Genomic DNA, 11609 nt, shown 5'->3' with positions numbered 1-11609 from the left:
CCGGCGGGCAGACGTTGGCTGTGGGGATGACCGGGGGTCACCCGTTGTGGTGGTTGTTCACGGGTGGGGCTGTTGTTACGGTCCGTTCTCGCTGGTCGCGGCTCGGCGATCGGCCCACCCTGACAAGAAGGACACCTCTGTGACCACGACGACGGCGACGACCAGCAAGTCCTGGCTCGTCACCCTGCTGCTCTGCTTCTTCCTCGGCGCCCTGGGCGTGCACCGCTTCTACGTCGGCAAGATCGGCACGGGCATCCTGATGCTGATCACCTTCGGTGGCCTGGGCCTGTGGGTGCTGATCGACTTCATCATGATCCTGATCGGCAAGTTCTCGGACAAGCAGGGCCAGGCGCTCGCCAAGTGAGCTGACCACCCGTCCGCGCGCTGACGTGGGCGGTCGGCGGCCCCTCGCGCCCGACGGCGCGGGGGGCCGCCGCTGTATCCTGACTGTCTTGTGACCACCTCTGACCTGGCCGACACTCTCGACGACGGCCGCCGCATGATGCGCATCACCACGTTCTACCCCCGTCGCGGGCGGGTGAGCGGGCGGCACGAGGACGCGCTGACCAGGCTGTGGCCCACCTACGGCGTGACCATCGCCGACCCGTACCCCCCGCTGGACACCGAGGCCCTGTTCGGCCGCCGCGCCCCGCTGGTGCTGGAGATCGGCTCCGGCATGGGCGACGCCACCGTCGCCATGGCCGCCGCCGACCCGGGCCGCGACTACCTGGCGGTCGAGGTGTTCCCGCCCGGCCTGGGCAACCTGCTGGCCGTCGTCGAGGAGCGCGGCCTGGCCAACGTGCGGGTCGCCCAGGGCGACGCGCTGCACCTGCTGCGGCAGATGCTGCCGCCGGACAGCCTGGACGCGGTGCACGTGTACTTCCCCGACCCGTGGCCCAAGTTGCGCCACCACAAGCGCCGGCTCATCCAGCCGGACAACGTGACGCTGCTGCGCTCGCGGTTGACCGTGGGCGGCGTGCTGCACTGCGCCACCGACTGGGCCGACTACGCCGAGCAGATGGCCGAGGTGCTCGACGCCGCGGACGGCCTGGCCAACCTGCACGACGGCTTCGCCCCCCGCCCGGCGCACCGCCCCGTAACCAAGTTCGAGCGCCGCGGCATCGCCGCCGGCCGCCAGATCTTCGACCTCCTCTACCGCCGCACCCGCTGACCGCACCGCCCGCTCGGCGCACTGCGCGCCGCCCCGTTTTTTCATAGACGTTGGCCTATTACATCGACTTTGATCGCCGCCCAGTCGATGTAATAGGCCAACGTCTATCTCATGGCGATGGGCGCCGCGGGGCGCCCCCCCGGTCTATGGAGTTAAGTTTCGTCGTTGAGTTGTTATTCGTAGGTTATCGACGAGATCGATGTATGTTCATTAATGTTTGGCCACCAGATCCTCTTACCCCGGGAGGCCTCGAATGGTGGCTACCGCCACACCCCTGCTGCGCCGTGCCGCGGCGTTCGCGGGCGGCGTCGCGCTGACCCTCGGCGCGCTGCTGTCCGTGCCCACCGCCGCGCAGGCGAGCACCGACTACGGCCCGGCGGCCTGGGTGCCCGCCAGCACCAGCAACTACACCAACGCCAGCCGCGAGTCCGACTACAACATCAACTACGTGGTCATCCACACCGTCCAGGGTTCGTACACCAGCGCCATCAACTGGTTCCAGAACCCGGCCGCGCAGGTCAGCGCCCACTACGTGGTGTCCAAGGGCGGCGCGGTCACCCAGATGGTGCGCGAGGCCGACGTGGCCTGGCACGCCGGCAACTGGACCTACAACACGCAGTCCATCGGCATCGAGCACGAGGGCTACGTCGAGCAGGACGGCTGGTACACCGAGGCCATGTATCAGGCCTCGGCCGCCATCGTGCGTAGCGTGACCAGCAAGTACGGCATCCCGAGGGACCGCGCCCACATCATCGGCCACAACGAGGTCCCCGGCGCGACCCACACCGACCCGGGTTCACGCTGGAACTGGTCGTACTTCATGCAGCTGGTCAACGGCACGACGCCGCCGCCGCCGTCGTGGACGTCGACCGTGGACAACACCACCGCGGGCCGGTTCACCGCCTCGGCCAACTGGGGCACCTCGACGTACTCGGCGCAGCGCTTCGGCGCCGACTACCGGTTCGCCAACCCGGCGGCCGTCTCGGACGCAGCCTGGTACAAGTTCAACGTTCCCGCGACGGCCAGTTACCGGGTCGAGGTCTGGTATCCGGCCAACACGGGCTACAACGCGACCACGCCGTACGTCGTCGTGACCACGGGCGGCAATCAGACGGTGCACGTCAACCAGCAGGGCAGTGGCGGGGTCTGGGTGAACCTGGGCACCTTCAGCCTCGCCGGGGGCGACTACAACGCCGTCGGCGTGAGCCGCTGGAGCGGCGGAGCCGGCTATGTGATCGCCGACGCCGTGAAGCTCACCCGGGTCTGATCCGCGCCGCAGGCCGCAGTCGTGCCCGCGCCGCCGTCGGTGGCGCGGGCACGACTGCGGCGCGTATGCCACCTTGCGCGTATGCGGATCTTCGTGCGGCCTGCTAGGCTCCTGCGCATGTACATCTGAGCGTGATCCCCACGCCCGCGCCGTGTCACCTGCGCGGCGAGCGTGCCGCGCCGGCCCACGGGCCCGCGCCGTCTGATCCGTCTTTAACCACGCCCCTGCCCGTTCCGGCAAGCGTCGGCGTGCCCGCATCCGTAGGAGACATTCATGCGTGAAGATCACAGCTCGGAGAGCCCCGCCGCGGACGAGACCGCGGAAGAGGTCGAGCAGCAGCCCATGAACCGCGCCGAGCGCCGGGCCAAGGGCAAGAAGACCCAGCAGCAGGCGTACGGCAAGCAGGCGGTCACGCCCAAGTCGAGCCAGGGCCACGGCCCGCGACTGTGGGCCAACCGCCGCGCCGGCTGAACCCAGCGAACACCGTCCGCCGATCCTGGCCGCACCCGCGGTCCGGGGTCGGCGGATCTTCTTTGTCGGTGCCCCTGCCTACACTCCCGCGGCATGACGATGCAGACCATTGTGGACCGTCTCGCCCGGGCGGGTGGCGGATGTCCGGCTTGGTGACCTACACCGAACTGCTCGACCGGGTGGAGCGCCTGGCCGGCGGTGGAGAGTTCGACGCGGCCGCGTCGGCGCTGGTGGCGCTGCGGCGCTCGGGCGGCGCGGCGGGCGTGGACGGGATGCGGCCGCTGCTGGAGCTGGCGGCGGGGATGCCGCCGGCACGGCTCACGGCACTGCTGCGGGCACTGCTGCGGCACCGGAGCGCCGACCGCGGCTGGCACGTCGACAGCGTGATCGGGGCGCTGTGCCCGCTGCTGCCCGACGAGCTGCCCCCGGACCTGGTCGCCGAGCTGCTGACGTTCGCCGAGGACAGTTCGTACGACATACCGGTGATGACGCTGGCCAAGCTGGTCGCGCTGCATCTGCGCCACGCCCCGCTGCCGCCCGCGGTGCTGGCCACCATGGAACGGCGCAAGCGGGAGAGCCTGTGGCTGCGGGAGCTGGCCGCCACCGCGGCAGCCCGGTCGTCCCGGTGACTGCGCTGGTGGCTCGTCGCGGCGAGCCGCCTGGACGGCGAGCCGCCGCCGACTCCCCACCAGCGGCGATCAGGGGCGGGCCGCGGGGGACCGCCGCCGATCGGTGCACACCGGGGGCGCCATCACGGTCTGGTCGGCGCTGTAGGCCAGTGTGACCGTGACGCAGTAGTCCTCGTCCTTGTCGAAGCCGGGCAGGGTGACCGTCTCGGTCCCGGCGGGCAGCGACTGCAGCGCGCGCATCGGCTGCCCGGCGGGCGCGGCGGACAGCACCACCGCCGCGGTCGCGCCGTCGGGGTAGGACCAGCTGATGCGCAGCCGTGTGCCCAGGTCGGCCACGGCCAGCCCGGTCACCGGCGGCGGTGCCGACGGGGCGGGGCCGCTCGGGGTGGCGGCGGGCGACGGCGTCGCCTCACCCTTGCCGCGTTCGCCGGCCAGGATGAACGTGCCCACCAGCGCCACGATCGCGACCACCGCCGCGACCACGGCCAGTGCCGCGGCCCCGCCACCGCGCCACCGCCGTACGGGTGACGCCGTGCGCTGCGGCACGAGCAGCCCCGGCGGCGGCGTCGTGGCGATCGGGTATGCCGGGTCGACGGGCACGTACGGTCGGCCGGGCGCGAGGTACAGCGCGGGGATCGCCTGGCCGGGGCCGGTGCGTCCCGGGTCGGCCGCGGAGCGGCCATGATCCCGGCCGGTCAGGCCCGCCCCTCGGGTGGACCCGCTGGAGCCGGTCCGGCCCGCCTCCTGTGCGGGCATGCCGAAGCCGGCCGGGTCGGCTTCCCGGTCGGGGCTGCCGTAGTCGGGCAGGTCGTCGACGCCCGCGTCGGCGTCGTCCCTGCGGCGCGGCGTCGTGCCCACCGGGCCGGACCGCCGGGCGCGGGCCTGCCGGGCCGGATCGTCGTAGCGTTCGAAGATCTCGTCGTCGGGCCACTCGTCGGGCTCGGCGGTACGCGGCACGGGCTGATGCGGGCCGGAGATCAGGTCCTCCGCGTGCGGGATCAGCACCGGCAGCACGCCCGGCCCCGGATCCTCCGCGCGCCCGGCCTCGTCCTCGGACGGCGCGGTGCCGCAGCGGTGGTCGGTCTGCGCGCGGGCCCGCACCGCCGCCTGCAGGAGCCGGTGCACGTCGTCGCCCTCGGGCAGCGTGGCGGCCTGCTCCCGCACCCTGGCCAGCAGATCGTGCGCCTGGTCGAAGTCGCCGCAGTCGCGCCACATGCCGGCCAGGCGGATGGTCATGCGCAGGTTGACCGGATGCCCGGGACCGTGCCGGGACGCGTGCGCCGCGAGCACCTCCGACAGCTGCCTGCGGCCGTCGGTGCAGGTGCCGCGCGCATGCTCGACCACCGCCGCGTCGGCCCGGGCGGACAGCGTGCGGTCGGCGTCGGGCCCGTGGGTGAGGGACAGGTCGCGGATCAGGTCGCGATAGAGGTCCGCGGCCCGGTCGAGCGCGCCGGTGCGGTGCATGCAGACGGCCAGCACGCCGAGCGCGTGCAGGGTGTGCCGGTCCAGGTCGCCGTGCAGCGTCTGCGCGGCGGCGTGGGCGTACGCCGCCCAGCTGCGCGCGGCATGCGGCTCACCCAGGTGCAGCAGCACCCCGGCGTACAGCGCGGCGGTGTCCGCCTCGGCCGCGTCGGCCTGCCGCGGATCCTGGTGGGCCAGTGCGAGCTGGTCGCGCAGCAGCTGCTGTGCAGCCGGAAAGTCGAGCCGGCTCACCAGCTCGCGGGCACGCGCCAGCCGTCCCCCCTCAGGCATGGGACTCATCGTGCCCGCTTCCGCACGATCTGTGAAGCCCCGCAGGTCGACACTCCTACCCGGACGGTCACCCGCACCCAGACCCCCAAGGTCATCCGACTTGCCAGGCACCTGTGCGTATCTTGAGCCCGCATTCGCCCATGTGCCAGGCAAGTCGAGCGATCATGGCGGCCGGGCGGCCGGGTCGCGCCGGGCGCGGCCGTGGACGGCTGCGGACCGGCGTGGGCGGAAGGGTCGGGCGGGGATCCGCTGTGGGGTGGGTCGGCGGGAGGCGTGCGGGCGGTGCGCGGAGTTAGGGTGTGCCACCCGCGGGTGCGGGAGCGTGGTGAAGGGGTGCGGGATGGGGCGGGACGTCGCGGGGTTGACGGTGGCGGTGACCGGGGCGGCCCGGGGGATCGGCGCGGCGGTGGCCGCCCGGCTGGCCGTGGCCGGTGCGAACGTCGTGCTCGGCGACCGCGACCTGCCCGCACTGACCCAGACCGCTGCGGCGCTGGCCGGTGAGGTGCTGCCGGTGGAGTTGGATGTCACCGAACAGGCGAGCATGGACGCCTTCCTGGACCGGGCCGAGGAGGCGTACGGGCCGGTGGACGTGCTGGTGAACAACGCGGGCGTGATGTGGGTCGGGCCGTTCGCCGACGAGCCGGCGCAGGCCGCGCGGCGGCAGTTCGACGTCAACGTGCACGGGGTGCGGCACGGGTTCCTGGCCGCGGCGCCGCGGATGCGGGCCCGCGGACGCGGGCACATCGTCACGATCGCCTCGGTGGCGAGCCGGATCAGCCCGCCCGGCGAGGCCACCTATGCCGCGACCAAGCATGCCGTGTACGGGTACGCCGCCGGTGTGCGCCACGAGCTGCGCGGTACGGGTGTGCGGGTCAGCCTGGTGATGCCGGCGGTGGTGGAGACGGCGCTGGCCGTCGGGACCAGCCACGGCGGCGTGCCGCGGCTGCGTCCCGAGGCGGTCGCCGCAGCGGTGGAGCGGGTGATCCGGCGTCCGCGTTTCGAGGCGTTCGTGCCGGGGCGGCTGGATCCGCTGACGCGGCTGCTGGCGCTGCTGCCGCAGGCGGGCCGGGACCTGGCCTACCGCCTGCTGGTGCCGGACCAGGTGGCGGTCGGGGACGGGGCGGCACGGGCGGCATACCAGCGGGACGCAGGACTGTCCGAAGCGGACGGCCAATAGGGATTCCGGGTCTTGTGACCTAGGCCACACGGACATTACCCTTCGGTAACCGCGTGCCCGCGCGGTGGTTCGTGCCCCCTTATCCGCGTTTTCCGTACCCCCCGGAAGGCAGGCTCCCATGCGTCTCGCGCGTCCGTCCCTCGCGCTCGCCGCTGCCCTGGCCGCGGTCATTCTGTCGGCGAACCCGGCAGCCGCCGCAGGTCCCATCCCCAACTCGATGGCCAGCATGGGTGACTCGATCACCCGAGGCTTCAACGCCTGCGGCTGGTATTCCGACTGCACCGCCCGTTCGTTCAGCACCGGCAGCTACGCCTCGGTCAACAGCCACTACCGCCGCGTCCTGGCCAAGAACACGGCCATCAACGGCCGCAACTACAACGACGCCAGGAGCGGTGCGAAGGCGGCGGACATGCCCGGCCAGGCCAACACCGTGGCCGGGCGCAACGTCGACTACGTGACCATCCTGATCGGCGCCAACGACGCCTGCACCGGCTCGGAGTCGAGCATGACCTCGGTGGCCGCATTCCGGGCCTCCATCGACACCGCCCTGAACACTCTCAAGACCCGGCTGCCCAGCGCACGGGTCGCGCTGATCTCCATCCCGGACGTCAAGCGGCTGTGGGAGGTCGGCAAGGGCTCGTCCTCGGCCCGCAGCGCCTGGTCGCTGTTCGGCATCTGCCAGTCGCTGCTGGCCAACCCGACCTCCACCGCGCAGGCCGACGCGGACCGCCGCGACCGGGTGCGCCAGCGGGTCGTCGACTTCAACGCCCAGCTCGCGCAGGCGTGTGCGGCCTACGGGGCCAACTGCGACTTCGACGACAACGCGGTGTTCAACTACCCGTTCGCGCTGTCGCAGGTGAGCACCTGGGACTACTTCCACCCCAACACGGCCGGGCAGACGGTGCTGGCCCAGCTCTCGTACGTCGCCGGCCACAACTGGTGAGCTGCACGAAGGGGCGTCCCGCAAGGTGGGGCGCCCCCTTTCGCGTGCCAGAATCGACAACACTCTTTACTGTTAATCGTCTTTAATTTAATGTGGCATTCAAGCTCATGAGCGTCCGACCGTCCCCCACAGCTCGCCGTCGGGCGACGTGCTCTCCGCAGCCGTCGCCCGCCGCGCGCTACCTCGAAAGGACCACCGCCTCATGAGAAGGTCCCTGCGGGCCGGGCTCGCCACGCTCGGCGTGGCGCTGCTGGCCGGCGCACTCTCCCTCGTCGCGTCGTCGCCGGCCCACGCCGCGACCGCGACGTTCACCAAGGTCTCCAGCTGGGGCTCCGGCTACGAGGGCAAGTTCACCGTCACCAACAACACCTCGTCGACCATCACCAGCTGGAACGTGCAGTTCGACCTGCCCTCCGGCACCACCATGGGCGTGTTCTGGGACGCCGCGGTGACCAAGTCCGGCCAGCACGTGACCGCGACCAACGTGGGCTGGAACGGCACGCTGGGCCCCGGCGCGTCGACCAGCTTCGGCTTCAACGCCAGTGGCTCGGGCAACCCGACCAACTGCACCGTCAACGGCGCGAGCTGCGGCGGTGGCACGCCGCCGACCTCCTCGCCGCCGCCCGCGGGCGTGCCGGGCAAGCCGGGCAACCCGTCGGTCACCTCGGTCACCAACACCTCCGTCTCGCTGAGCTGGGGCGCGTCGACCGGCACGGTCACCGGCTACCGGGTGTACGAGGGCAGCACCGTGCGCGCCACCGTCACCGGCACCTCCGCCACGCACAGCGGACTGGGCGCCTGTACGGCGCACACTTACACCGTGAAGGCGTACAACAACAGCGGCGAGTCCGTGGCCAGCAACGCCGTCACCGGGACCACGTCCGGCTGCACCAGCTCGGGCTTCAAGGGCGCCGCGCCTTACTACTACGTCGGCTGGGGCAACCCGCCCGCGCCCGCCACGGTCATGAGCGCCACCGGCATCAAGTGGTTCACCATGGCGTTCATCCTGTCCGGCGGCGGCTGCACGCCGGCCTGGGACGGCAACCGGCCGCTGACCGGCGGGGCCGACCAGAGCACCATCAACGCGATCCGGGCCGCGGGTGGCGAGATCGTGCCGTCGATCGGCGGCTGGAGCGGCAACAAGCTCGGCCCGAACTGCTCCTCGGCGGCCGCGCTGGCCGGGGCGTACCAGCAGGTCATCAACGCGTACAACCTCAAGGCGATCGACGTCGACATCGAGAACACCGACGAGTTCGAGAACGAGGTCGTGCAGGACCGCGTCCTCGGCGCGCTGAAGATCGTCAAGCAGAACAACCCCGGCATCAAGACGATCATCACGTTCGGCACCACGACCACCGGCCCGAGCTGGTGGGGCACCCGCCTGATCAACCAGGCCGCGGCGCTGGGCGCGAACATCGACATCTTCACGATCATGCCGTTCGACTTCGGCGGCGGCGCGAACATGTACCAGAACACGGTCAACGCGACGGTCGGCCTGAAGAACGCGCTGAAGACGGCGTTCGGCTGGAGCGACGCCACGGCGTACGCCCACGTCGGCATCTCCGGCATGAACGGCCTGTCCGACCAGCAGGAGCTGACCAGCACCGCGACCTGGACGCAGATCAAGGACTGGGCCAACGCCAACGCGATCGCGCGCCTGGCGTTCTGGTCGGTCAACCGCGACCGCGGCTGCGCCGGCGGCGGCGTGGTGGCCAACTGCAGCGGCATCGCCCAGCCCGACTGGGAGTTCACCCGCATCACCGCGGGCTTCACCCGCTGACCCGAACCCCCGGCCCGCGGCCATCCCCCCGATGCGCGGGCCGGGTCCCTCCCGCCCTGTCCGGCCCACCCCGCCCCAGCCCTGCCCGCCCCGCCCCTGCCCGCCGCCCCACCCCGGCCGGCCCGCCCCGGCCCGTCCCACCTCGCGCAACTCTTAAAGACCTGCGGCCTGGGACTACTTGCGAAGGCGCAGGTCGTTAAGGGTTGCGGAGCGGGAGGAACCGGGCTTGCGGGCGAAACGCGGCAATTAGTGTTAGCGCATGGACCGCAGTGGCGAGCTGAGCTCGGTGCGGCGCAACGCCGTGTTCGGCACGGTGGCGCTCGGCCTGCTGCTGGCGGCCCTGGACCAGACCATCGTCGGGACGGCGCTGCCGACCATCGTGGGGGACCTGGGTGGAGCCTCCCACCTGTCCTGGGTGGTGACGGCATACCTGCTGGCCGAGACGATCGCCACCGCGCTGGCCGGCAAGCTGGGCGACCTGTTCGGGCGCAAGCTGATGTTCCAGGTCAGTGTCGCGATCTTCATCGTGGCGTCGTTCTTCTGCGGGTTCGCGCACAACATGGCATGGCTGGTGGCCTGGCGCGGCGTGCAGGGGGCCGGCGCGGGCGGCATCCTGGTGACCGCGATGGCGCTGATCGCCGACTACATCCCGCTGCGCGAGCGCGGCAAGTACCAGGGCGCGCTCGGCGCGGTCTTCGGCGTGGTGACGGTGCTCGGGCCGTTGCTGGGCGGCCTGTTCACCGACCACCTGTCCTGGCGGTGGGCGTTCTACATCAACATCCCGCTCGGCCTGCTGGTCATGTTCATCTGCGCGTCGACCATGCCGAAGCTGCCCACCGCCCGCCGCCCGATCATCGACTACCTCGGCATCGCCCTGATCGCGGTCGCGTCCACCTGCCTGATCCTGATGACCAGCTGGGGTGGGGTGGAGTACCCGTGGCTGTCCCCGGAGATCATCGGGCTGGGCGTCGGCGGCTTCGTCGCGTTGCTGTTGTTCGTGCTGGTGGAGGTGCGGGCACGGGAGCCGATGATGCCCATGCGGCTGTTCCGCAATCCGGTGTTCACCATCTGCGGGGTGCTCAGCTTCATCGTCGGCTTCTCCATGTTCGGGGCGCTGACCTTCCTGCCGACGTTCATGCAGTACGTCCAGGGCGCCTCGGCGACCGCGTCGGGGCTGCGCATGCTGCCGCTGGTGTTCGGCCTGCTGATCACGTCGATAGCCAGCGGCACGATCGTCGGGCGTACGGGCCGCTACAAGTGGTTCCCGGTCTTCGGCGGCTTGATCACGGCATTGGGCATGTGGCTGCTGTCGCAGATGACGGCGCTGACCACGCTGTGGGTCGAGTCGCTGTTCCTGTTCGTGCTGGGCCTCGGGCTGGGCATGAGCATGCAGACGCTCACCATCGTCGTGCAGAACACCGTCAACTACCACGACCTGGGCGTGGCCACCTCGGGGGTGACGTTCCTGCGCACGCTGGGCAGCGCGTTCGGGGTGGCGCTGTTCGGCACGGTGTACACCCACTCGCTGAACGCGCAGCTGGAGCGCTTCGGGCCGCTGCTGGGGGCGCTCGACCCACGCCGACTGGAAAGCCCGGCCGGGGTGCACAGCCTGCCGGACCCGATCCGGATCCTGGTGGTCGGCGGCTACACCGAGGCGCTGCAGCGGGTGTTCCTGGCAGCGGTGCCGGTGGGCCTGCTGGCCGCCTTCATCGCGCTGTTCCTCAAACAGGTGCCACTACGCGACACCGCGCGGGCCGCGGCCAGGGACATGGGCGAGGGTTTCGGCATGCCCGAGTCCCCGGACCGCACCGAGCAGCTCGAACGGGCCGTCGCCACGGTATGGCGGCAGAAGGGCACCGCCGTCGCGCCGCGGGTGCTGGCCTCGGCCGGGGTCGACGGCGGCGTCGGGCTGGCCTGGTGCCTGTCCCGGGTGGTGCTGTTCGCCGAGCACTACGGGCAGGCCCGGGTGACCGACATCGCCGAGCACTACCACCTGCCGCCGCAGGTGCTGTGGCCCGCGTTCCAGGGTGCCGTCGCCGACGGATACCTGGCCGCCGTCGACGGCTCCGTCACGCTGACCCCGCGCGGCATCGCCGAGTACGACCGCATCGCGACCGCCTGGCGGCAGTGGCTGGCCGGCGAGCTGTCGGACTGGGACGACACCTCCGACGAGGAGTTCGAACAGGCGGTCCGGATAGCCGGGCGCGAGCTCGTGTTCGAGGACGAGGCCACGCCGGTGTCGCCGGCGCCGCCTGGGCCGGTGCCGGCGGGTGCCGGCCGCGGAGGCCCCGGCCGGCACCGGGCCTCGTAGCCGGGGTGAAGAGCGGACTGGGCGCGGAGTCTGAATGAAAACCGTGTGGCCGGGGTGTGAACCGCGTCCGTTCCTCGGGATGATCATCGCCAATCGGGGTGATCACGT

At 71.6% G+C, this 11609-nt stretch carries 10 protein-coding genes; 9 read left to right on the top strand and 1 reads right to left on the bottom strand.

The window, feature by feature from the left end:
* Window positions 1-139: 139 nt before the first annotated feature.
* From FLL47_RS44325 to FLL47_RS31085, 5 genes are all read left to right on the top strand, one after another.
* Window positions 140-364: a TM2 domain-containing protein gene (locus FLL47_RS44325; protein WP_246158903.1), complete on the top strand. Its 225-nt coding sequence runs from the start codon at window positions 140-142 to the stop codon at window positions 362-364.
* A gap of 135 nt (window positions 365-499) precedes the next feature.
* Entirely contained in the window at window positions 500-1171 is a 672-nt protein-coding gene (gene trmB, locus FLL47_RS31100; RefSeq protein WP_222106286.1) for a tRNA (guanosine(46)-N7)-methyltransferase TrmB, read from the top strand.
* A 253-nt stretch (window positions 1172-1424) separates the two neighbouring features.
* The gene (locus FLL47_RS31095; protein ID WP_144125619.1) at window positions 1425-2438 is read left to right on the top strand and encodes a golvesin C-terminal-like domain-containing protein; all 1014 of its coding nucleotides are present in this window, start codon (window positions 1425-1427) and stop codon (window positions 2436-2438) included.
* Between the two features lie 273 nt (window positions 2439-2711).
* The gene (locus FLL47_RS31090; protein ID WP_144125616.1) at window positions 2712-2909 is read left to right on the top strand and encodes a hypothetical protein; all 198 of its coding nucleotides are present in this window, start codon (window positions 2712-2714) and stop codon (window positions 2907-2909) included.
* A gap of 140 nt (window positions 2910-3049) precedes the next feature.
* Window positions 3050-3538, top strand: a complete 489-nt coding sequence (locus tag FLL47_RS31085) for a hypothetical protein (protein WP_144125613.1) — start codon at window positions 3050-3052, stop codon at window positions 3536-3538.
* Window positions 3539-3607: 69 nt separating this feature from the next.
* Here FLL47_RS31085 and FLL47_RS31080 read toward each other — a convergent pair whose 3' ends face one another.
* Window positions 3608-5290: a hypothetical protein gene (locus FLL47_RS31080; RefSeq protein WP_144125610.1), complete on the bottom strand. Its 1683-nt coding sequence runs from the start codon at window positions 5288-5290 to the stop codon at window positions 3608-3610.
* A gap of 340 nt (window positions 5291-5630) precedes the next feature.
* On the opposite strand from FLL47_RS31080, the gene FLL47_RS31075 reads away from it, so the two are divergent.
* The 4 genes from FLL47_RS31075 (at window position 5631) to FLL47_RS31060 (ending at window position 11501) form a co-directional block, all read left to right on the top strand.
* Window positions 5631-6467, top strand: a complete 837-nt coding sequence (locus tag FLL47_RS31075) for an SDR family NAD(P)-dependent oxidoreductase (RefSeq protein ID WP_144125607.1) — start codon at window positions 5631-5633, stop codon at window positions 6465-6467.
* A gap of 118 nt (window positions 6468-6585) precedes the next feature.
* Complete coding sequence (locus FLL47_RS31070; protein ID WP_144125604.1) at window positions 6586-7410, top strand: GDSL-type esterase/lipase family protein; 825 nt, start codon at window positions 6586-6588, stop codon at window positions 7408-7410.
* 202 nt (window positions 7411-7612) lie between these two features.
* On the top strand, window positions 7613-9190 hold the full coding sequence (locus FLL47_RS31065; protein ID WP_144125601.1) for a cellulose binding domain-containing protein: 1578 nt from the start codon (window positions 7613-7615) through the stop codon (window positions 9188-9190).
* Between the two features lie 259 nt (window positions 9191-9449).
* Window positions 9450-11501, top strand: a complete 2052-nt coding sequence (locus FLL47_RS31060) for an MDR family MFS transporter (RefSeq protein WP_144125598.1) — start codon at window positions 9450-9452, stop codon at window positions 11499-11501.
* Window positions 11502-11609: the final 108 nt, after the last annotated feature.

Origin of the sequence: Catellatospora sichuanensis, assembly GCF_007483665.1 — a bacterium.
GTDB classification, from domain to species: Bacteria; Actinomycetota; Actinomycetes; order Mycobacteriales; family Micromonosporaceae; genus Catellatospora; species Catellatospora sichuanensis.
This window is presented reverse-complemented; position numbering and strand designations above follow the sequence as displayed.

Coding starts and splice junctions, on each gene's coding strand:
- trmB (WP_222106286.1), top strand. CDS start 500: ATGATGCGCATCACCACGTTCTACCCCCGTCGCGGGCGGGTGAGCGGG.
- FLL47_RS31095 (WP_144125619.1), top strand. CDS start 1,425: ATGGTGGCTACCGCCACACCCCTGCTGCGCCGTGCCGCGGCGTTCGCG.
- FLL47_RS31090 (WP_144125616.1), top strand. CDS start 2,712: ATGCGTGAAGATCACAGCTCGGAGAGCCCCGCCGCGGACGAGACCGCG.
- FLL47_RS31085 (WP_144125613.1), top strand. CDS start 3,050: ATGTCCGGCTTGGTGACCTACACCGAACTGCTCGACCGGGTGGAGCGC.
- FLL47_RS31080 (WP_144125610.1), bottom strand. CDS start 5,290: ATGCCTGAGGGGGGACGGCTGGCGCGTGCCCGCGAGCTGGTGAGCCGG.
- FLL47_RS31075 (WP_144125607.1), top strand. CDS start 5,631: ATGGGGCGGGACGTCGCGGGGTTGACGGTGGCGGTGACCGGGGCGGCC.
- FLL47_RS31070 (WP_144125604.1), top strand. CDS start 6,586: ATGCGTCTCGCGCGTCCGTCCCTCGCGCTCGCCGCTGCCCTGGCCGCG.
- FLL47_RS31065 (WP_144125601.1), top strand. CDS start 7,613: ATGAGAAGGTCCCTGCGGGCCGGGCTCGCCACGCTCGGCGTGGCGCTG.
- FLL47_RS31060 (WP_144125598.1), top strand. CDS start 9,450: ATGGACCGCAGTGGCGAGCTGAGCTCGGTGCGGCGCAACGCCGTGTTC.